The following is a 21,830-nucleotide window of genomic DNA, read 5'->3' on the forward strand; positions in this document are numbered from 1 at the left end:
ACCGGGAACTTCTTGGCCAACCGTGGGCCGCTGGCTAGAGTGATATCTCACCCTAGGGAAATGGAATCTCAATGTACCAGCGCTCAGAGATCACGCTTCGGGACGGCACAGTTCTGCGCTACATCGACGAGGGAGCTGGCCCCGCGATCCTGATCCTGCCGGGACTGAGCAGCTCGGTCGCGAAGTTCGAAAAGCAGGTTGACGGACTCAGGGACCGCTTCCGCGTCATAGCCCTGGACCCGCGTGGCCACGGCGAGTCCGACGCACCGCCCCGGGGCTACGACTTCCCCACCCTCGCTCGTGACCTTCATGAGTTCCTGACGCACCTCGCGGTCGACCGGCTCACGGTCCTTGGCCACTCCGCGGCCTGCAAGATCGTCCTCACCTATTGGGAGATCTACGACGGTGCCGGAATCGCTCGTGTCGTCCTCTCCGACGACGCACCGGCGTGCGTGGCGGACGGGGCCGTCAGCGAGGACGAGGCCGCCGAGGTGCTCAAGCGGATGGAGGGGCCCGACGGCGACGAGTACCGACGTGGCTTCAGCGACCAGTTCTTGAGCGAGGCCGCCGATCAAGCGACCCGCGACTTCTTCGTGGAAGAAACGTTGAAGATGCCGACGCTCGCGCACGCGAAGCTGCTTCGCTGGGCGCTCTATGGCGACTGGTGGGACGCTGTCCCCCTGATCGATGTCCCTGCGCTGATCATCGGAGGACGAGCGAGCAAGAATCCGTGGCAGAACATGGTCCGCATCCACGAGGCGATCCCACAGTCGGATATCGTCATCTTCGAGGAGCACGAGGGCGGAGGGCACGCGATGTACTGGGAGAACCCGGAGAAGTACAACCGGATCCTCACCGAGTTCCTCGAGTCTGCGTGATCAGCCGATGCCCAGACGTGCCACCGACAACGGGACCTCCGCGGCGAACGGTCGAGTGCTCGAGTACGACCTCGCCTCTCTCCCTCACCTACCGGCCATATTCACTGAAGGCTCGCCGACGTCCAACCAGACTGAGCTCGCATACCAGAAGATCCGCCGGCAGATCATCGAACTGGAACTGACGCCCGGTGGAACCTTCACGGAGACGAAACTGGCCGACCAGCTCGGTGTCAGCAAGACCCCCGTCCGGGAAGCCCTGGTCCGACTCCACCATGACGGCTTGGTCGAGACCATTCCGCGTGCGGGCTATCTGGTGCGACCAGTCACCTTGAACACAACCAAGGACCTCTGCGTCTTTCGCTCCATCATCGAGCCAAAGGCTGCTGAAATGGCGGCTGCACGGTCGCTTCCGGCGCCGATGCTCGCGCGCCTGGGCGAGCTGTCGGAGCATGAACTGGCGAAACGGTACCCGTCGGATCGTGCCGGGGTGGAGAAGTACCTCAGGGACCACTTCGAGTTCCAGTCCATCATCGCGAATTGCTGCGGCAACGATCGACTAGCAGCCTCGCTCGTTGGCGTTCTCAACGATCTCGAGCGGGTCCTGCGGTTGTCCTTGGGTGACCTGCCATGGTCGGAGGGCCGCGCGGGCCAACGGATCGCCATCGTGAACGCGATCGCCGAGGGCGACCCCACCGCCGCGTACCAGCTCACCTTGCAACGAACTCGCGAGGCACAGAGCGAGATCATCGAGGCGCTGATCAGCAGCCCCTCGCTGACCAACGCGAGCATCTCACTCGGCCGCTGACCGGAGCCAACTTCCTCCGGATGAGACTGCTACGCCACGGCCAGGGAACACCCGTGAGAGCAGAAATTCGTGGACGTCCGAATCGGGGTCCGCACAGCAGTCGCTGAGCACGGTGACCCCGTAGTCGAGGTCGACCGCATCGAGCGCGGAGGCGAGCACGACGGCACTGGTCGCGATGCCGGCAATGGCCAGTTCGGTCACTCCGCGCGACCGGAGGACAAGGTCCAGCTCGCTGGACTGAAACGCGCTGACCCGTCGCTTGGTGATGACAGGTTCGGTCTCGCGTCTCCTCAACCGGGGGTCGACCTCGGGACCCGGTCCGCCTTCGTGGAAGACATCAGCGAGTGCGAAGAACGGGGCCATGACGTGGTTTCTCGGCGACTGGTCTGCGCCTGAGGGTCTCATGGCGCACACGGCGAAGAGCACCTCGATCTCCGCCTGGCGCGCTTGATCCACGACGTCGACGAGTGTCGGGAGCATCGGCTGGCAGAACTCGAAGGCGCGCGTGATGCCCGCTTGCACGTCCGCAACGAGCAGGCCGGAGGTCACGAGTTGCTCCTGGCCGCTGGGTCGGCGTCGACCCGGTAGATGCCCGGTTGTCGCTGGGAGAACATGTGGATCTGCGAGCGCATGCGTGAAGTCTCCCCCAGGTCGATGGTGGCGGTGATGATGTCTTCGACGCCGTCCTTGGCACGGGCGACGACGGTCCCGTCAGGAGCGACGATTCTCGAGCCGCCGAAGTATCCGCGCTCCGGCGAGTCTCCGACAACGGAGCAGAGCAGGTACCACAAGCCGTTCTCGGTGGCTCGTGCCCAAGTCAGGTGGTCCCAGTAGTGCTCGAACCCCTCGCCCGCGGCCGCGAGGTTCACCAGCAGGTCGGCGCCCATGAGGGCCTGGGTGCGGGCGACCTCGGGGAAGAAAATGTCGTAACAGATGTGGACGCCGAGTCGCCCGAGCGAGGTGTCGATCGGACTCAGGGCTCGCCCCGGCGAGTAGTAGGACTGCTCGTTCGAGACGCCCCGGGCGTACGGGAAGCTGGCAAGGTGAGCCTTGTGGTACGTACCGACGAGCCCACGGTCGGGTGTGACGACGAGGGCTGAGTTGTGGACGTCGTACGGGCTGCCGAACGAGGTGCACCCCATGGCGATGTGGACGCCGAGCTCGGCTGCGGCTCGCTCGAGCTCGCGAACGTGGTCGTCGGATCCGTCGAGCCGAGTCGAGTAGTACGACGCCCACTGCGACCCGCCGGGCCCCTGAAGGAACAGCTCCCCGATGACGATGAGCTCAGCTCCGTCGTCCGCTGCTGACCGAATTCCTTCGAGCGCATGGGCCAGGTTCTCGTCGCGCGGGTCGTGCCCGGACGTGGCGGGGGTGAACGCCGTCTGCACCATGCTGACACGCAGCGTTCGCCCAGCAGTCGTGTTCTCGGGCTGCTGGAGACTCGGGAAGGTCATCGTCCCGCTCCGGCCTGGCGGTCGCGTCTGAGCATCTCGGTGCGCTCGAGGTCGATCGATCGCCCGTCCTTGATGGAGACGCCGTAGTCCCTTTCGGCCACGGCACGCGACACCTTCCCGGCGATGACGTCCTTGAGCACAAGCACCGGGTCGCGATCGAAGGGGTGACCGTAGCCCCCGCCGCCCGCGGTGATGTGGCGGTGTACCCATCCGGAGCGCATCGGCTGGTTCGGCTTGGTCGGGAGGAGTTCCTCGTTTCCAGCCTCATCGATGAGGAGGTTGAGCGAGGGCGCACCGCTCGAGCCGTGTTCGAGCCCGTAGGAGGTAAAGCGCCGCCGGTCCGAGCGCACCTGCAAGTGCGCCTCTGGCCCCAGGAGCCGGATGTCGCGGAACGTGGACAGGCCACCGCGGAACTTTCCTGCTCCGCCGGTGTCGGGCAGCAGACCGTAGCCCTCCACGCGTACCAGGCCAGACTTCTCGAGCTCCTCGACTGGAGTGTTGGCGAGGTTCGCCCCCAAGGGGCTGCACCCGTCGATGCCGTCCTTGTCGGAACGGGCGCCCCATGCGCCGCACATCACGTCCCAGACAACCCGGGAGGTGCCGTCTTCATCGACGAGGCCGATGGCAAGCGAGTTGGGCCCACCATCTCCACCGGCAGGGGTGCGGCCGGGGAAGACCTGGGCGAGCACGCCCAGCGCGACGTCGATGAGGCGGTGCCCGGTGAGTCCGCGCGCGCCACGGGCCGCTGGCCGTCGGCCCTGGAGAATCGACGCCTCGGGAATGGTGAATGAGATCGCGCGGTACATGCCACTGTTCGGTGGGACGTCGCCTCCGGCAGCGGCCTGAACGGCGGCGTAGCACGCCGACCGCGTGAAGGACGCAGTGGCGTTGAGCGCCGACCCGACCTGTCCTGAGGTTCCTGTGAAGTCGAAGTGCAACCCCTCCTCGGACAACGTCGCGGCGACCTTGAACGTCACGGGCTCGTCAGTGAGGCCGTCGTCATCGAGATGGTCTTCGAAGTAGTAGGTCCCCTCGACGGCGTCCGCGAGGGCGCTTCGCAGCCTGCTCTCGGAGTAGTCGAGGAGCTCGGTGCTGAGGGAGTTGTAGCCGGCCAGCCCGTGCTGGGCGACCAACGCTCGGATTCCGTCAGCACCTGTGCTGCAAGCTGAGAGCTGCGATTCCAGGTCGCCACGGAACAGGTCGGGTTCGCGGACGTTGCGCAAGATCACCCGCATGAGGCCGTCGTCGAGCCGGCCACGGCTGACCAGCCGGGTGGGAGGCAGCTGGAGACCCTCGGCGAAGATCGTGGTGGACTGCACGGACATCGAGCCGGGCGCCCATCCTCCGATGTCGGCGTGGTTGGCCACCGCGACGGCGAAGCCTGCCAGGTCCTTGCCGGCGAAGATCGGCATGACTGCGAATACGTCCGGAAGATGCATGCCGCCGTCATCCGGGTCGTTGAGGATGTACACGTCGCCGTCGTGCAGGTCCTCGCCGAACGCGCGCAGCATTGCCTCCATCGCTTCGGGCACCGAGCCCAGGTGGACCGGGATGGTGTTCGCCTGTGCGACGACGCGGCCCTTGGCATCGCAGAGCGCGGCGGAGTAGTCCATGCTTTCGGCGACGATCTGAGAGTGTGCCGTGCGCAGGATGGTGATGGCCATCTCGTCGGCCAGGCCCGCCATAGCGTTCTTGAAGACCTCAAAAGCAACGGGGTCGCTGATGACACGGGTGGTGGTGCTCATGCGATCGCTCCCTCAGCCGGCTCCGCAGCGGGTGCTGGCCATTCGATGATGATGTTGGACATGGCGTCTCGCCGGTAGGTGGCGCCGGGTGGAACGAGGACGGTCGAGTCCATGTCCTCGACGATGACCGGGCCGGGCATCGCCTCACCGCGGACCGCGGCGCGCGAGACGACGGGGGTCTCGACGTGCTCGTCGAACCAGCAGGAGCGGGTTGTGGTTGCACTGTTGGTGGTGCTGACCGATGGCGCCATGACCGACTGGATCTGGACGGGACCGGGTATCCGTGCGACGACCCGGACGTTGACGATCTGGACCAGCTCGTCTGGACCGGATCGGCCATAGGTGCGCTTGTGCTCGGCGTGGAAGTCGCTGCGCGCTGCCGCCAGAGAGGTTGCGGTGATCGGACCCTCGCTGAGCGCCACGCGCAGGTCGAACCGTTGCCCCTGGTAGCGCATGTCGAGGTAGCGGGAGATCTCCATCCCGGCGAGGTCGGTGTGGTGGACGGCGAGTTCGTCGGCCAGGGCCTTCTCCATGTCGCCGATTTCGCTGGTCAACGTCCCGAGGTCCTGGTGGTGCTCGCCGAAGGGCTGGACGCGCTGTCGCTCGATGTCTGCCGTGAGCAGACCCACGCTGCTGAAGAGGCCCGGGTGGGGCGGTACCACAACGGTCGAGATGCCGAGTGCTTCGGCCAGGTACGCGCCGTAGAGAGGCCCCGCACCGCCGAAGGCCACGAGGACCGACTCGCGGGGGTCGCGGCCGCGCTCGCTCGTCACGGCCTTGACGGCCTGGGTCATGTTGCTGACCGCGACCTGGTAGGCGCCGCGGGCGGCGTGCAGGGCACCCATCCCGAACGAGGCGCCGGTCTCGGTGAGCACCTTTTCGGCGAGATCCGCTGAGATCTCGACCCGTCCGCCTGCGAGGCCGGCCGGGCTCAGGTAGCCGAGCACGACGTTTGCGTCCGTCAGCGTCGCGCGGTCGCCGCCGCGGCCGTAACAGGCCGGGCCTGGGAATGCCTGGGCGCTCTGGGGGCCGACGTGCAGGGCTCCTTCGGGGTCAGTGTGGATGATGCTGCCACCCCCGGCGCCGACCTCGGCGATGTCGATCGAGGGGAATCGGATCGCGTAACCGGCGCCCTTGCCGAGCCCGCGGGCGACGTTCATACCGCCGCCGACCTCGTAGTCGGCCGCGATGAACGGCTCACCGCTCTCGAGCAGGGACGCCTTGGCTGTGGTGCCGCCCATGTCGAAGGCGACCACGTTCTCGAACCCGAGGGCGCGGCTGAGGTTCTGCACCGCGATGACACCGGCCGCGGGCCCGGACTCGATGATCTGGACCGGCTGGCGTACTACCACGTCCGCTTCGAGCAGCCCGCCTGTGGACTGCATGATCATCAGGTCCGCGCCGACGCCCCTGTCACGGCACTTCTCCACCAGCTGCGAGACATAGTCGTGCACGACCGGTCCGACGTAGCTGTTCACGACGGCGGTACTCGTCCGCTCGAACTCGTACATCTCTGGTGATACGTCGACGGAGGCGGTGACGTACAGCGAGGGCGCGAGCGTGCGGATCATGTCGGCCACCCGCCGCTCCTCGTCGGGGTTGGCGTGGGAGTTGATCAGGCAGACGGCCACCGCCTCGACCTCCTCGTCGAGCAGGCGGGCGACGGCGCGTTCTACCTGGGAGGGGTCGATGGGAGTCAGGACGCGACCGTCAGCTGCGATTCGCTGGTCGAGCTCGAGGCGGAGGTGGCGAGCGGCGAGCGGCTCGGGCTTGACCCACTGCAGGTCGTAGAGCGCGGGGCGCCGCAGTCGGCCTAGCTCGAGGACGTCCTTGAATCCGCTCGTCGTGAGGAGGCCCGTCCTGGCGCCGGCTTCCTCCAGGATCGCGTTGGTGGCGACGGTGGTTCCGTGGAGCAGCGTGGACAGCGCGGACGGCGCCAACCCTGCCTCGGTGCAGGCCGCCTCGAGCGCAGTGATGACGCCCTGTTCGAAGGTGGGAGGCGTCGAGAGCACCTTGACGGTGTGGAGCTCGCCGGTGGGGCCGAGGAGGATGACGTCGGTGAACGTTCCTCCGATGTCGACGCCGAGTCGCCAGCCGGACTCGTGGGGGCTGGGGTGCGGGTCGTGGTTCACGAGATGGTTCCTTTCTCAGCGCGGACAGCGGCCTCGAGCGCAGCCCCGAGTTGGATGAGGTCGGCGTGTTCGCCGCCGAACAGGAGGCGGACGTGATCGTCCGGCCCGTGGAACGAGCTTCCTGCCAGGGCGGCGACGCCGTGGTCGAGGAGGAGGTTCTCCAGTGCGCGCCCCCGTTCCGGGCACGGGAGTGGGGTGAAGATGGCGGCGCCGGCGCCTGGTTGCACGGGCTTGAGCCCCGCCGATGCCAGCAGGTCCATCATGAGGTCGCGTTTGGCTTGGTATTGGGCGATGAGGCTGTCGATCCAGTGCTGCGGTCCGGTGATGGCGGCGAGTGCGGCGGCTTGTGGCACGGATCCGACGTTGATCGCGTCCCATTCGAAGCAGCGGTGCACAGCCTCGATCAACTGCGGTGCCGCGTGGACGTAGCCCACGCGCCAATCGGCGAAGGCGTAGTTCTTGCTCAGGCTTTGGACCGTGACCACGTGTCGCCGGTCTGCTGCTCGAGAGGCGACGGCCACGAATGGGCCGTCGTAGACGTAGTGGCTGAAGGACTCATCAGAGATCAGTAGGACTCCGTTCCGCTCAGCGAGCCGCACCAGAGCATCGATCTCACTCGCGTCGTGGAGACGTCCGGTCGGATTCACCGGATTGCACACGATGATCGCCCGGGTGCGGGGAGTGATGGCGTTCTCGATCGCCTCGAGGTCGAGGGCCCATCCGGTTTCGGGTCGGCAGGCGACGTACCGCGGTTGAGCTCCACTCCGTGCGATCGCGCCGTCGAAGAAGTAGGTCGGGACGGGCACGACGACCTCGTCGCCGGAGCCGCAGAAGGCGCCGAGCACGACACTCATTCCGTGTCCTGCACCATGGGTGACGAGGAGTTCGGTGTCCGGGTCGATCTGGACGTGGTCGCGGTCGCGGAGCATCTGCGCGAGCGCCGACCGCAGCGCGGGAATGCCGCGGGACTCCCGCAACGGCCGCAGTGACTGTTGGCGGCGGACCGCCTCCACCACGTGCTCGGGCATCGGCACGATCGGGGCACCCAACATCGGCAGGATCGATCTCGGGTGCGCGGCGGCGCGGTCCGCCAAATCCAGTGCTGGGAGCCTCGGCAGGTCGCTCATTCTCATGACGTCGCCTCGTCGGCGAAGTGGCAGGCTGCCAAGTGCAGCCGGGTCTTGGCGTCCGGTCCTGGGTCATCGCGTACGCAGACTTGCCGGTCCGGTCGTGTGCTCGGCCCGACCGGACACCTGGGGTGAAAGTGGCATCCCGACGGTGGGTTGGCAGGGTCAGCGGGCTCGCCGATCGCGCCAGCGTTCGCCGACTCCAGCGAAGCTCCCGGAATCGCGGCCAGCAGCGACCGCGTATACGGGTGCTGGGGTGCGGCGAACAGCTCGGACGCCGCGGCGCGTTCGACGAACTCACCCAGGTACATGACCGCCACGTCGTCGCACATCTGTCGCACGACGGCGAGGTCGTGGGAGATGAAGAGACCGGCGAAGCCGAGTTCTTCTTGCAGTTCGCCGAGCGCGCTCAGGATCGCGGCCTGGATGGACACGTCAAGGGCCGCGGTCACCTCATCCATCACCAACACCTCAGGCTCGACGGCGAGGGCCCGCCCGATGGCGGCCCGCTGGCGCTGGCCGCCGGACATCTCGTGGGGGAACTTCTCCAGCAGCTCTGGGCTGAGGTGCACCATGGCGGCGACATCGTCGACCGACCGGTGACTGTGCACCAGCGACAGAGACTCTTTGAACGTCTGCCGCACCGTCATGCGCGGGTTCAGAGAGGAGAACGGGTCCTGGAAGACCATCTGGACGCCCCGGCGACGAGATTCCGGTGGCCTGCGGACGGAGCCGGCGGTGGGCTTCGCCAGGCCGGCGACGGCTCGCGCCACTGTGGACTTTCCTGAGCCCGACTCGCCGACGAGCCCCAAGGTCTCGCCGGGGTGCAGTTCGAACGTGACGCCACGGACCGCGCTCACTCTCTGCTTCCCACTGCCGAAACTGACGTGGAGGTCCTCAACGGTCAGTGCGCTGCTTTGCAGGGTCGTCGTCGGGCTGCTCACCGACTCCTCATTTCTGTGTCGACCAGATCGCGGCTCGGCTTATCGTCGAGAGTGCCGCGCGTCCGTGGCGCGTCCATCTGGGGGACAGCTGCGAGCAATGACTTCGTGTAGGGGTGCGCTGCCTGGTCGAGGCGCTCGACGTCGAGGCGCTCGACGATCTCTCCCTCATGCATGACCAGCACTCGGTCGCATACCTCGCGCACAACTCCGAAGTCGTGGGAGATGAACAAGGTCGCCATGTCGTGCTCTGTTTGGAGGGACTTGAGAAGCCTGAGGATCTGTTGCTGGATCGTGACGTCGAGCGCTGTGGTCGGCTCGTCGGCGATCAGCAGCGATGGTCTGGTCATCAGGCCCATCGCGATCACGACCCGCTGACGCATCCCACCGGACAGCTGGTGCGGATACATCTTCAGAACGCGCGGGCCACCGGTGATCTGGACCTCGGCCAGCGCCTCGAGGGCGCGTTCGCGTGCCTGCGCCTTGCTCAAGCCGCGGTGGTGGCGTACTGCCTCCGTCATCTGGGGACCGATCCGCATCGTGGGCGTCAGAGCCGACATCGGGTTCTGGAAGACGGTCGCGACCTGGGTACCCAGCACCTGGCGCAGCTCCGTGCTCATTGGCCCGCTCAGGTCGTCTTGGCTCAGCGTGAGCCGGTCGGCTCGGACATCTCCGGGCCGCTGCACAAGTCGGGCGATGGCGGAGGCGGTCACGCTCTTGCCACTGCCTGACTCCCCTATGATGCCAACAGTCTCACCGCGGCGGATCTCGAAGGAGACTCCCTTCACTGCATGCACTTCAGCATCTCCGGAGGGGAATCGGACCTCGAGTCCCTCGACCACCAACAACGCGGCATCGGCAACCTTGTCGTGGACCGTGAGGGTTGTCCGACCCTCACGCCACGAGGGTCGGCGACGCTTGCCACCTGGCTGGGGTGACCTTCGCGACCTTCCGGGGCGGCGCGCCGCCCCGGACGTCCACCGGCGCGGGTCCATCGCCAAGGCGCCGGCTTCCCCGACGTAGGCGAGGAGAATGCCGACGAGCGTGATCGCCAGAGCGGGCCCGAGGACGACGAGCGGGGAGGTGAAGATCCGCTCGAGGTATTCGGCCAGCAGGCTTCCCCAGTCATAGGAGGGCGGTTGCACACCGAGTCCGAGGAAGCTCAACGCTGAGAGGGCGACCATGGCTTCCCCGATGCCAGTCGTGACCTGGATCCACAAGGGTCCGGCGACATTGGGTGCGATGTGTCGGACCAGCCGTCGGGCCGGGCCGACCCCGAGCATCCTCGCGACATGTATGTAGTCGAGGTCTACGACTCCAGAGGCGAGGTTCAACATCGTGCGGGCGAACAACGGCGCGTAGGCGAGCGCGATGGCGATGACGGCACTGGATGTCGACTGGGACATGACGGTGCTGACGAAGAGCGCCACCACGATGGGCGGAAAGGCGAGCCACAGATTCAGCGCCAAGGTGAAGGCTCGCTTGAGGCGACCGCCGGCAAGGGCAGCCGCCAGCCCCAGAGCGTAACCAAGGACTGCGGCGAGGAGAATCGACCCGGTCGCCAAGAGGATCGTGAGCCTGGTGGCGGACAACACGCGGGCGAGCACGTCCCGGCCGAGGTCGTCTGTGCCCAGCAGGTGGGCCGAACTGGGGTCGGCACGGGCCTGAAGGGGATCCGACTGCGCAGCCTGCCCGGCGAAGACAACCGGGCACAGAACGACTGCTGCGATGAGCACGACCAACAGCACGAGCGACAGGCGCCCGGACCCGGTACGGGTGAGTGCAGTGAGAGGGCCGCGCCTGGGACCCACTCCCCCGCCAGATTCCTCGGCGCCGCTCATCGTGCGCTCCGGATCCGCGGATCAAGGACGAAGAGCGCCAAGTCGACCAACGAGTTCACCAGGAGCACGCCGATGCCGATGAAGATGATGGCGGCCTGTAGTACCGGGTAGTCACGGGTGTTGATGGAGTTGACCATCTCAGTGCCCAGGCCGGGCCACTGGAAGACGTTCTCGACAATCACACTGCCTCCGAGCAGGTAGCCGAACATGACGCCCCCGATGGTGAGCGCGCCGGTGATGACGTTGGGCAAGATGTGCCGCATGTAGATCCTGAAGGCCGGAATCTGCTTGCTCCTCGCGGTCCGGACGAAGTCGCTCTCAAGCACGCCAAGGGTTTCGACACGCACGACGCGGGCCAGGACGGCGGTAGCGGGAAGTGCCAACGCGAGCACGGGGAGGACGAGGGACGACAGACCTTCGGAGCCAGCCACCGGGAAGATCGTGAACGTCACGGCGAAGACTGCGACGAGGCCCATGGCGAGCACATACGCTGGAACAGCGGCCAGCAGTCCGGTGATGCTGGTGAAGGCATGCGCCACAGGTGCGTGACGCTCGCCCTGTGTGGCTGCGGCCACGCCGAGCCCGATGGCTAAGCTGAGAACGGCGGTTACGAGCATGCTGGCTCCGGCGAGAGTCGCCGTGTGCAGGGCCCGGTCGCCTAGAACGGAGCCCACGGGTTCGCCGGTGAAGGAGGACCCAAAGTGAAGCGTGAACACGTCCTGGATGAACGACAGGTATCGCTCCCATAGTGGCGTATCAAGGCCGAGTGCTGACCGGGCCCGCGCGGCGTCTGCCTCCGAGGCGTTGCCGCCGAGGAGGCGAACGATCGGGTCGCCCGGCATGGCCTGCACCAGGATGAATGCTGCCGTCGCCAAGAGGAGTAGTCCTCCGGCGAGCCTGGCGACAAGTCTGCCGACCAGGCCCACGGCGTCAGGAAGAGCGCGCATCTGCGGGGCCCTACTTGGAGGAGTCGACTCGGAGACTGACCGGATCGATGAACGACCTGTAGGGCGCGAAGCTGAGTCCCTTGGTCGCCACGTAGTGGGTGGCGTCGTAGTACTCGGGCACCATCGAGACCTGCGTGTTGATGGCGGTCTGGGCCTGAGCCCAGACCGGGCAGGTCTGCTCAGGGTCCATGTTGTACGCCTGCTTTGCCAGGGCGTTGTAGTCATCGTTCGCCAGGTAGGAGTAGTTGGGCGAAGACGGAGAGGTGAGGAACGGCGAGATGATGGCCGGATTGAAGACGCTGGTCCACGCCCCGAGCCAGACGTCGTAGGTGCCCTCGGCCCGTCGATCCACGCCGGTGGCCTGGTCCACGTCCTCGACACTGACGTCGATCCCGAGCTTGTTCCAGGCGTCGAGGACGTAGTCCGCCACTGGCTTGTTTCCGGCGCCGGAGGCGCCGGTGACAAGGAGATTGATCTTGAGCGGCCGGCCATCCTTGGTCCAGCCGCTCCCGGACTTGGTCCAGCCGGCCGACTCGAGGTCTCCTTCGACCGCCTCGGCGTCGTACTGCACGAAGCCCTCGTCGGTGACGTCGGACTGACACGTGGACTGCGGAAGAGCAACACTGTTGCTCGTCTGGTCCTCGGCGCCCGTGGCGATCTTGCTGAGCGCTGACCTGTCAACGGATTCGGCGAGAGCCCTTCGAACGCCGAGGTCCTGAATCGGGCTGTCCTGCTTCAGGAAGTTGAAGTGCATGTACGTCGCGGAGGCAGGCACCGTCTGCGAGGTGAATCCACTTCCTTCGACCCGCTCGTAGGCACCACGGGTGCTGAAGATGCCGAGGTTCAGGTCACCGCTCAGCATCAGGTTCGAGGCAGTCGTCTCGTTGTCGACGACGCTGATCTTCACCGACTTCGGCAGCTTCTTCGCAGTCGCCCCGTCGGGCCCCCAGGTGTAGTCGTCGCGCCGATCGAATGTGTACGACTGCCCGGGCTTGGCGGCGGTCAGCACATACGGTCCCGACCCGAATGACTTGGTGTTGAGCTCGGAGGGGTTCTTGAGCCCTTCTGGACAGATCATCGGCGGGTAGGTCGCGAGGTTGGACAGAAGCGGGCTGAACGGTTGGGGCAGGTCGAGGGTCACGGTCTCGGCACTCTCGTCGTAGCTGACCTTGTAGTCAGTCGACCCGAGGAACGAGGCAGTGAACGGAACCTTTGCGGCCGGGTCCTTGAGGCGCTCGAAGTTCGCCGCCACGGCTTTCGCATCCATGGCCTCACCGTTCGCGCAGGTGACGCCCGAGCGGATCGTGAAGGTCGCCTTGGTCGGTGTGACGTCCCAGGACTCGGCGAGTTGTGGCACGACGCCGTCCTTGCCGTCCGCGACGAGGGTGTCGTAGGCGAATCGCATCATCGGGCGGCCCCAGCTCCCAGGACTCGTCTGCGGGTCGAGCACGCCCGGGTCAGCTGGGATCTGGATGACGGGCGTCTCCGGCGTCGCCGACGACGCACCCCCGGCGCTGCCGCACGCGGTGGCGAGGGTTAGGACCGACCCGATGAGCACTCCAGTGCAAACGAGCTTCATGTCATCTCCTTCTCAGAGCCCGGCGTCTCGGGGTGACCGGGGTCACGTGCTTAAGCACACTAACCGTTCTCATTGAGATATGTAAGAGGCAGTTTGAGATATTACGAGGAGATGTGGCTCCGCTGACCTTCTCCCGACAACTCCGCAGTGTCGGCACTGCGTCGTCGGCGGTTGACCCGCCGGACCCTCAGGGATGGGCCCGTCACCGGACGAGCGCGCAGAAGACCTCACCTGACCGGGCAGCGGGCGACGAATCGGCCCCACAGCAATCGCCACGCTTGAGGGCCGCAAGCGTCACGCCCCACGGAGAGATACAGCGAGGCGACGACCTCATGAAGCCGAGGGACCCAAGTACCTCCACAGCACGCGGGAACCCGCTGCGAAGTCTCGCCCGGGCATCAAATTGACACGGCCGGGCGCTCTGTTACTGCCTGGCGATGACTTCGCAGTCGCCGCCGGGCCACGGACAAGTAGATAGCGGTCAGCGCCGAGAGGCCACTGAGCCCGAGGAGTTGGACCCACAGCGGTGCGAGACCCTCCAGCTCCGACATCACGACGGGGAGAGCGAAGCCGGCATATGCGACGGCGTAGTAGATGCCCGTAAGAGTCGCCAGATTGCCGGGATGAGCGCTGCGCTGAACGTCGGTCAACCCGGCGACCAGATTGACCCCGAAAGCGCAGCCGAGTGTCCCAGCGGCAACAATCGTGACCAGCAGCGACGGATGCTCTGCGTCGACTGAAAGAACGGCCGCACCGAGCGCGAACCACCATGCCCCGAGCGCATTGTGGTGCCCTCCGGTCATGCGCGCCAGGTGTGGCACTGCCAGTTGGACCGCGGTGCCGCATCCGAGAGTGACGCCGGTCAGCATGGCCGCCAGCACCAACCCGTGGTCCTCGACAAGGCTCTTCGACAGCAACGTCGGTGCCAGCGCAAAGCCAAGGGCAGGGGCGCTGAAGACCCACACGGCTGTCGGCAGTGCCATCGCCCAGAAATGCTGCCCAGGCGGCACACTCCCCCGCCTGCCAGCCGCCTCGGTCCGCTGCCGCTCAGGACGCGGCGGATCTGATGCGAGGACGAGTCCCACCGTCGCAACGAGCGACACGGCAATGTGGAGGGCGTAGGGGAGGATAGTCGGCGCCGGAAGGTACTGAGCGACCAAGCCAGAGGCGACGGCCCCGGCGACGAAGCCGCCGGTGAGGGTGAGAGATGCGCGGCGCGCGGTAGTCATCGGCTTGGCAGCCCCGGCTGACAGCTCCTTGATCCACGCTGTCCCGACGACCATCGCCAGTGCAACGCTCAAACCACTCAACACGCGACCTCCGAGGAGGATAGTCACGTGATGCGCGCCGAGTGCCAGGACGACGCTCGCGACCAGGCCGAGCCCCATGGCCACCTGGGCAATGAGGCGCCGGCCAACCAAGTCCGAGATGGGACCTCCGCTGAGAAAGCCCGGCACCAGTCCGAGGAGGTAAGCCGCCAGGAGTCCGTACACCTGTGTCTGTGAGTAGCCGATTTGCTCGCGGTAGAGCACGAGCAGCGGCGTGAAATGGTTGCCTCCCCAAGCCATAGCGAACACGGGCATCGCGACGAGCGCCCAGGCGCGCGGCCGTTGAGCGTCGGCGGCTCGAGCGCTCCCCTCTGTCGCGTCGCTGCTCCTCCGCTCGGTTTGCTCAACCGACACGGGCTTGCCGTGTCGGTTCGGCGCATCTTCTGACACCCGGAGCGTCTCGTGGGCGTTTGACGTCAGACGCCGCGGAACCGGTTGATCGCGGTCAGGTGCTTGGCCCGGAGCTCCGGATCGCGGACGCCGAGGCCTTCCTCGGGAGCGAGGCAGAGGACGCCGACCTTGCCCTGGTGGGCGTTCTTGTGGACGTCGAGGGCTGCCTGGCCGACCTCGTCGAGGCTGTAGGTCTTGGACAGGGTGGGGTGGATCTTGCCCTTGGCGATGAGTCGGTTGGCCTCCCAGGACTCGCGGTAGTTGGCGAAGTGGGAGGAGATGATCTTCTTGAGGTTCATCCACAGGTAGCGGTTGTCGTACTCGTGCATGTAGCCGCTCGTGGAGGCGCAGGTGGTGATGGTGCCGCCCTTGCGGGTGACGTACACGCTCGCGCCGAAGGTCTCGCGGCCGGGGTGCTCGAAGACGATGTCGATGTCCTCGCCGCCGGTCAGCTCGCGGATCTTGGCGCCGAAGCGCTTCCACTCCCGCGGGTTCTGCTCGGTGCCCTCCTCGTTCCAGAACCGGTAGTCCTCCTCGGAGCGGTTGATGATCAGCTCGGCGCCCATGGACCGGGCGATGGCGGCCTTCTCCTCGTTGGAGACCACGCAGACGGGGGTGGCGCCGCCGTTGAGGGCGTACTGGGTGGCGAAGCCGCCCAGGCCGCCGGAGGCGCCCCAGATCAGCACGTTGTCGCCCTGCTTCATGTCGCCGCCGTTCTTGGAGACCAGCTGGCGGTACGCCGTGCAGTTCACCAGGCCCGGGGAGGCGGCCTCCTCCCAGGTGAGGTGCTCGGGCTTGGGCATCAGCTGGTTGGCCTTGACCAGCGCGACGTGGGCGAGACCGCCGAAGTTGGTCTCGAATCCCCAGATCCGCTGCTCGGGGTCGAGCATCGTGTCGTTGTGGCCGTCGGGGTGCTCGAGCTCGACCGAGAGGCAGTGCGCCACCACCTCGGCGCCCGGCTTCCACGAGTGGACGCCCGGGCCGGTCTGCAGCACGACGCCCGCGAGGTCGGAGCCGACCACGTGGTAGGGCAGGTCGTGCCGCTTGGCCAGCGGGGAGAGGCGGCCGTAGCGCTCGAGGAAGCCGAACGTGGAGACCGGCTCGAAGATCGAGGTCCACACGGTGTTGTAGTTGATCGCCGAGGCCATCACGGCCACCAGTGCCTCGCCCGGGCCGAGCTCGGGCAGCGGCACGTCACTCACGTGCAAGCTCTTGCGGGGGTCCTTCTCCTTGGTCGTCATGCCCTCGAACATGTCGACCTCTTCCTTGTCCACCCAGGCGGCCCGGAAGAACTCGGGAATCTCCAGGTTCGCGAAGTCGTCGGCGGCGGTGTCGCCAGCCATGATCGCTTCAAGGATGTGCTGCATTTCCGCTCCTAGGGTGGTGGGACTTCATGGGTCACGCAGGTGCGACCGGGCATGGAAGGTGCGCCCGCCCGCGTCTCGGGATCGAGCCGCGGGCGTCGCAGTCCTTGACAGGGCCGCGGCCCGGCCCGGGATGCTCAGCCGACGAGGAGCTCCGGCTCGGTCTTCTCCCGGACCTCGTCCTCGGTCACGCCCGGGGCCAGCTCGACCAGCTTCAGCCCCTCCGGGGTGACGTCGATGACGCACAGGTCGGTGATGATCCGCTCCACGACGCCGCGGCCGGTGTAGGGCAGCGAGCACTCCTCGACGATCTTGTACGACCCGTCCTTGGCGACGTGCTCCATCAGCACGATCACCCGCTTGGCACCGTGGACCAGGTCCATCGCGCCGCCCATGCCCTTGACCATCTTGCCGGGGATCATCCAGTTGGCGATGTCGCCGCCCTTGCTGACCTGCATCGCGCCCAGGATGGCGGCGTCGATCTTGCCGCCGCGGATCATCCCGAACGATGTCGCGGAGTCGAAGAACGACGCACCGCGGCGCAGCGTGACGGTCTCCTTGCCCGCGTTGATCAGGTCCGGGTCCTCCTCACCCTCCACCGGGTAGGCACCCACGCCGAGGATGCCGTTCTCCGACTGCAGCACCAGCTCCACGTCGTCACCGACGTAGTTGGGCACCAGCGTCGGCAGCCCGATGCCGAGGTTGACGTAGGACCCGTCGTGCAGCTCCGAGGCGGCCCGGGCCGCCATCTGCTCGCGCGTCCAGCCCTGCTGCTCGGCCATGTCAGCTGTCCTCCTTCGGACGCACGGTCCGCTTCTCGATCCGCTTGTCCGCCGCCTGCTCGGGGGTCAGCGCGACCACGCGCTGCACGAACACCCCCGGGGTGTGGATGTCGTTGGGGTCCAGCTCGCCGGGCTCGACCAGCTCCTCGACCTCCGCGATCGTCACCCGCCCGCACATCGCGGCCAGCGGGTTGAAGTTGCGTGCGGAGTCGCGGTAGACGAGGTTGCCGTGCCGGTCGCCCTTCCAGGCCCGCACCAGCCCGAAGTCCGCCACGATCGCGTGCTCGAGGACGAACTCCTTCTCCCCCTCCCCGGTCGCGAACCTCTGGGTCTGCTTCGCCGGTGAGGAGACCACCACGTTGCCGTCGGCGTCGTACTTCCACGGCAGCCCGCCCTCGGCGACCTGGGTGCCGACACCGGTCGCGGTGAAGAACGCCGGGATCCCGGACCCGCCCGCCCGCATCCGCTCCGCGAGCGTGCCCTGGGGCGTCAGCTCGACCTCCAGCTCACCGGAGAGGTACTGCCGGGCGAACTCCTTGTTCTCCCCCACGTAGGAGGAGATCATCCGGCGCAGCCGCTTGGCCATGAGCAGCCGTCCCAGGCCCCAGTCGTCGACGCCGCAGTTGTTCGACACCGCCTCGAGCTCGTCGACACCCGAGTCCAGCACCGCCTCGATCAGCACCGAGGGGATGCCACACACCCCGAAGCCGCCCACCGACAGCGTCGCCCCGCTGGGTATGTCGGCCACCGCCTCTGCGGCCGACGTCGCCACCTTGTTCATGCGTGTCCCTCCTCAGTTGGTCGTTCGTTCGCGGACGCTGCGGCGGAACTCCTCGTGCTCACAGCTCAGCTCGTACGTCATGGGCGTTTCTCCTCGGGTGATCTGATTGCCGGACTCAGGCCCTGGGGATGGCTACGAACCGGGCTCGGAGCTCGGCCATCCGGGCGCGATAGATCTCGACGTTGCCGAGCTTCACCTCCTCGTAACCACGAACCAGGTCCGGGAGGGCTGCGAGCTCTACCGCGGTTGCGTGGTTGTCGGGCGTCAAGTGCCCTGTGAGATCGTCGAGTAGCGCCAGGTACTCGGTGACAAGCTCGCGTTCGACGACCCGCACGTGAGCTCGGCCGAATGGGTCGAGACGAGTACCGCGCAGCCGCCTCAACCGATAGAGAGTGCTGAACGCCGGGCGGAACCATGGCCCGAGCCTGAGCTTGCGGTCCATGCCCATTGCGCGCAGCACAGGCGGGTGGAGGTTCCACTGGGCTCGAGCTCCGGGGCCGAACTGGGTCCGGAGCTCACGCTCGACGCGCGGGTCCAACGCCAGGCGCGCAACCTCGTACTCGTCCTTGTATGCCATCAACTTGAACAGGTGGCGAGCAACGGTCTCGGCAAGCTTGGTGGTGCCGGGGACGATGCGCTCCTCGGCGAGGCGCACGTTCTCCACAGCGCGACGAAATTCCTCGGCGTATGTCCGATCCTGGTAGGCGACCAGTTCCTCGGCACGGTGAGTCACCAAGGGCCGGAGTCCCGGGCCCGCCGGGCCATCCCTGAGGTCCGCCATGTCGAGACCCCCGGACGCCGCACGGGTGACCCTGACCGGGTCGAGCACCCACATTCGGCCATACCGGAACGCCTGCAGGTTCCGGTCGACGGCGACTCCATTGAGCCGGATCGCCTCTTCGACAGCGGTCGCCGGCAATGGCAGAGCACCGAGCTGGAAACCGACCCCGACCATCAACAGGTTGGCGTACTGATCGTCACCGAACAGTCCGACGGCGAGCGCGCGGGCGTCCAGCATCGCAACACCCGGCCGAACTCGCGCACCTACGCGATCTGCGGTCTCTGCGATGTTCGGGAACGTCTGCCGGACGTCCGAGACCATGCGCCCGGTGGCAACCTCGGCCGTGTTCAGCACCCCGACGGTCCGTTCGGGGGAAGCCGCCTTGAGGTTGACCGGGTCGGCAGCCACGAGGATGTCGCAGCCGAGGTACAGGTCGCACTCGCCATCAGCGAGCTTGTTCGAGAGACCTCGACCGAATCGGTCGAATCGAATGTCGGAGACGACGGCGCCCCCCTTCTGGGCCAGGCCGGTCTGGTCGAGCGAGCGAGCACTCCAGCCGGCGATGAGCGCTGCGGTGGCCAGCACCTGGGACACCGTCACCACTCCGGTGCCCCCGACCCCAGTGAGGCGTACACCGAATCCGTCGACGGGGACGCAGGGAGCCGGGTCGGTCAGCTCTGTGCTCTCCAGCACGGGGGTCGCCAAGGCCTGAGCCCTGGTCGTCGAAGCGCCGGTGACGGTCATGAAGGCCGGGCAGTCGCCCTCGAGGCAGCTGTAGTCGACATTGCAGGAAGCTTGGTGGATGCGCGTCTTTCGGCCGTACTCGGTCGGGACGGGCTGCACTGAGAGGCAGTTGGACTTCTTCCCACAGTCGCCACAGCCCTCGCAGATGAGCTCGTTGATGAAGACCTTGGTCCCAGGACTCGCCAAGGTGCCGCGCTTGCGCTTGCGCCGCTTCTCGGTGGCGCACTCCTGATCGTGGATGAGCACGGTCGTGCCAGGGATCTGAGCCAGGACGCGGTGTGCCTCGTCGAGGCGTCGGCGGTCCCAGACAGGGACGTCGCCGGGCAGTGTACGGCGCTTGTAGCGGCTCAGGTCCTCGGTGGTGACGATGATCTTGGCGACGCCCTCGGCCTTGAGGACATCCACAATCTGTCGCACGCCCATCGCGCCAACTGCGCGCTGGCCACCCGTCATGGCGACGGCGGAGTTGAAGAGCAACCGGTAGGTGATGTTCACCCCGGACGCGACAGCGGCGCGGATCGCCAGCGACCCGGAGTGGTCGAAGGTGCCGTCGCCGAGATTCTGGGTGAAGTGGGTGCGGTCCGTGAAGGGCGCCATACCGATCCATTGCAGGCCCTCGCCACCCATCTGGGCGAGGCCGGTAACAGTGCCCACCTGACTCTCGTCCATCATCAGTACGAGCGCGTGGCAGCCGATGCCACCACCGACCAGATCGTCTCCGTGTGGCTTGGTCGAGGAGTTGTGGGGGCATCCGGAACAGAAGTACGGGCCGCGTTTGGCGAGTGGGGCGAGCTGGAGCTGCGTCCGGCCGGCCGGACGATGCGGGTCGGACTCCTCCGACACTGCGATGGCGTGCGCCCTCAAGCGCTTGCCCAACCGAACGCCGATCACGTCGGCATCGAGCTCGCCGTACGCCGGCATCAGCTCGTTGCCCCCTCGGTCGGTCTTCCCGAGCACACGAGGGGTGCTGGGCTCGCCGTAGAGCATGTCGCGGATCGCGGACTCGATGAAGCTGCGCTTCTCCTCCACCACCACGATCTCGTCGAGCCCCTCGGCGAACTCGCGTACCGTCTCGCGGTCGAGTGGCCAAGGCATGCCGACCTTGAGCAGCCGGACATCGCTCTGCTCCAGCTTGTCTTCGCTGATGCCGAGACGGGCGAGGGCCGCCAGCGTCTCGCGGTACGTGCGGCCGGCGGCCACAATGCCAACGGAGTCTCGTTCGCCGCGACCGACCACCTTGTTGATGTGATTGAGTCGGGCGTACTCCTCGGCGATTCGCAGACGAGTGGTCACCAGGTCCCGCTCAATGACGCCCAGCGTGGGCTGCAACAGTCTCGAGTTCGGCTGGTGCTTGCCCGAGCCACGTGGAAGTGTCGGCTCGGCCTCCTCGGCGCCAAGGTCCACGGTCGAGGAGCCGTCGGCCACCGCGGTGACGATCTTCATCCCAACCCATAGCCCGGCCGCACGAGACAGTGCGATCGCGTGCCGCCCGAGCTCGAGGATCTCTTGGGAGTCTGCGGGGTAGACGAATGGGATCTGCAGGTCCATGAGGGAGACCTCAGAAGCGCACGGCACACTCGAGGACTTGGCAGCAGGGTCATCGCCCACCAGCACGAGTGCCCCGCCACAGGGGTGAGCGCCCATCAGGTTTCCGTGCCTGACCGCGTCGGTTGCTCGGTCCAGACCGGGCGCCTTGCCGTACCAGATGCCGAGAACTCCGTCCCGGGTCGCCCGGTCGAACGTGTTGACCAATTGGCTGCCCTGAATCGCAGTCGCGGCCGCTTCCTCGTTCAGGCCCGGCACAAAAACGATGTCGTTGGCATTGAGAAGCTCGCGCTGACGCGCCAACTCCAGGTCATATCCGCCAAGCGGCGAACCCTCGTAGCCCGAGATCAGGGTGCCCACGCTCCGCCCAGCGACGAGGTCGCGTCGGTGTTGGTCGATCGGGAGCCGAGCCAGCGCTTGGATGCCGGTCAGCTGCACTCGACCAGAGACGGCTTCGTACTTGTCTGAGAGCTGGAACGACTCGCGGGCCTGGGTCGGGAGCATCGTGTTCAAGCGGGCTCTTCTCAATTTCAAGGTGGTTGCCGAACCACGACGGGCGGGCGGTAGGGCTGATCGCAGGGCTGCGCAAATTGCGACCAAGGGCTTGCAAAGAGATCACATCGCGGGAACAGTACGGCGCACGGTTGCCCACACTGGCAAGCACTA

At 66.7% G+C, this 21,830-nt stretch carries 16 protein-coding genes and 1 pseudogene; 2 read left to right on the plus strand and 15 right to left on the minus strand.

What is annotated here, in order from left to right:
• Positions 1-71 precede the first annotated feature (71 nt).
• Both ACZ43H_RS09445 and ACZ43H_RS09450 read left to right on the plus strand, forming a co-directional pair.
• Positions 72-878, plus strand: coding sequence for an alpha/beta fold hydrolase (locus tag ACZ43H_RS09445; RefSeq protein ID WP_464589656.1), 807 nt, complete (start codon positions 72-74; stop codon positions 876-878).
• Positions 879-933: 55 nt separating this feature from the next.
• A complete protein-coding gene (locus tag ACZ43H_RS09450; protein WP_464589658.1) occupies positions 934-1,683 on the plus strand; it encodes a GntR family transcriptional regulator in 750 nt (249 codons plus the stop codon).
• Here the strand turns inward: ACZ43H_RS09450 and ACZ43H_RS09455 are convergent.
• The 15 genes and pseudogenes from ACZ43H_RS09455 to ACZ43H_RS09525 form a co-directional block, all read right to left on the minus strand.
• Complete coding sequence (locus tag ACZ43H_RS09455) at positions 1,669-2,232, minus strand: cysteine hydrolase family protein (protein ID WP_464589660.1); 564 nt, start codon at positions 2,230-2,232, stop codon at positions 1,669-1,671. The genes ACZ43H_RS09450 and ACZ43H_RS09455 overlap by 15 nt on opposite strands.
• Positions 2,229-3,137 carry a carbon-nitrogen hydrolase family protein gene (locus tag ACZ43H_RS09460; protein WP_464589662.1) on the minus strand — a complete coding sequence of 303 codons (909 nt, stop codon included), beginning with the start codon at positions 3,135-3,137 and terminating at the stop codon, positions 2,229-2,231. The genes ACZ43H_RS09455 and ACZ43H_RS09460 overlap by 4 nt, the downstream gene beginning before the upstream one ends.
• Positions 3,134-4,882: a hydantoinase B/oxoprolinase family protein gene (locus ACZ43H_RS09465; protein ID WP_464589663.1), complete on the minus strand. Its 1,749-nt coding sequence runs from the start codon at positions 4,880-4,882 to the stop codon at positions 3,134-3,136. Before ACZ43H_RS09465 ends, ACZ43H_RS09460 begins: the two co-directional genes overlap by 4 nt.
• Positions 4,879-7,014, minus strand: coding sequence for a hydantoinase/oxoprolinase family protein (locus tag ACZ43H_RS09470; protein WP_464589665.1), 2,136 nt, complete (start codon positions 7,012-7,014; stop codon positions 4,879-4,881). Before ACZ43H_RS09470 ends, ACZ43H_RS09465 begins: the two co-directional genes overlap by 4 nt.
• Positions 7,011-8,141 carry a pyridoxal phosphate-dependent aminotransferase gene (locus tag ACZ43H_RS09475; protein ID WP_464589667.1) on the minus strand — a complete coding sequence of 377 codons (1,131 nt, stop codon included), beginning with the start codon at positions 8,139-8,141 and terminating at the stop codon, positions 7,011-7,013. The genes ACZ43H_RS09470 and ACZ43H_RS09475 overlap by 4 nt, the downstream gene beginning before the upstream one ends.
• Before the next feature lie 2 nt (positions 8,142-8,143).
• Positions 8,144-8,671: an oligopeptide/dipeptide ABC transporter ATP-binding protein gene (locus ACZ43H_RS09480; RefSeq protein ID WP_464590783.1), complete on the minus strand. Its 528-nt coding sequence runs from the start codon at positions 8,669-8,671 to the stop codon at positions 8,144-8,146.
• Positions 8,645-8,962 (minus strand): annotated as a pseudogene (locus ACZ43H_RS09485) (ATP-binding cassette domain-containing protein); the annotation flags it as partial. The pseudogene ACZ43H_RS09485 and the gene ACZ43H_RS09480, both read right to left, overlap by 27 nt.
• Positions 8,963-9,081: 119 nt before the next feature.
• Complete coding sequence (locus ACZ43H_RS09490; RefSeq protein WP_464589669.1) at positions 9,082-10,830, minus strand: dipeptide/oligopeptide/nickel ABC transporter permease/ATP-binding protein; 1,749 nt, start codon at positions 10,828-10,830, stop codon at positions 9,082-9,084.
• A gap of 89 nt (positions 10,831-10,919) precedes the next feature.
• A complete protein-coding gene (locus tag ACZ43H_RS09495) occupies positions 10,920-11,849 on the minus strand; it encodes an ABC transporter permease (RefSeq protein WP_464589671.1) in 930 nt (309 codons plus the stop codon).
• A 31-nt stretch (positions 11,850-11,880) separates the two neighbouring features.
• A complete protein-coding gene (locus ACZ43H_RS09500) occupies positions 11,881-13,449 on the minus strand; it encodes an ABC transporter substrate-binding protein (protein ID WP_464589673.1) in 1,569 nt (522 codons plus the stop codon).
• A 398-nt stretch (positions 13,450-13,847) separates the two neighbouring features.
• A complete protein-coding gene (locus tag ACZ43H_RS09505) occupies positions 13,848-15,167 on the minus strand; it encodes an MFS transporter (RefSeq protein WP_464589675.1) in 1,320 nt (439 codons plus the stop codon).
• A 26-nt stretch (positions 15,168-15,193) separates the two neighbouring features.
• Positions 15,194-16,534, minus strand: coding sequence for a crotonyl-CoA carboxylase/reductase (ccrA, locus tag ACZ43H_RS09510; protein ID WP_464589677.1), 1,341 nt, complete (start codon positions 16,532-16,534; stop codon positions 15,194-15,196).
• 134 nt (positions 16,535-16,668) lie between these two features.
• A complete protein-coding gene (locus ACZ43H_RS09515; RefSeq protein WP_464589679.1) occupies positions 16,669-17,313 on the minus strand; it encodes a CoA transferase subunit B in 645 nt (214 codons plus the stop codon).
• Between the two features lies 1 nt (position 17,314).
• Positions 17,315-18,094: a CoA transferase subunit A gene (locus ACZ43H_RS09520; RefSeq protein ID WP_464589681.1), complete on the minus strand. Its 780-nt coding sequence runs from the start codon at positions 18,092-18,094 to the stop codon at positions 17,315-17,317.
• 115 nt (positions 18,095-18,209) lie between these two features.
• Positions 18,210-21,668, minus strand: coding sequence for an indolepyruvate ferredoxin oxidoreductase family protein (locus tag ACZ43H_RS09525; protein ID WP_464590784.1), 3,459 nt, complete (start codon positions 21,666-21,668; stop codon positions 18,210-18,212).
• Positions 21,669-21,830 lie beyond the last annotated feature (162 nt).

Source organism: Nocardioides sp. DN36 (genome assembly GCF_055380375.1).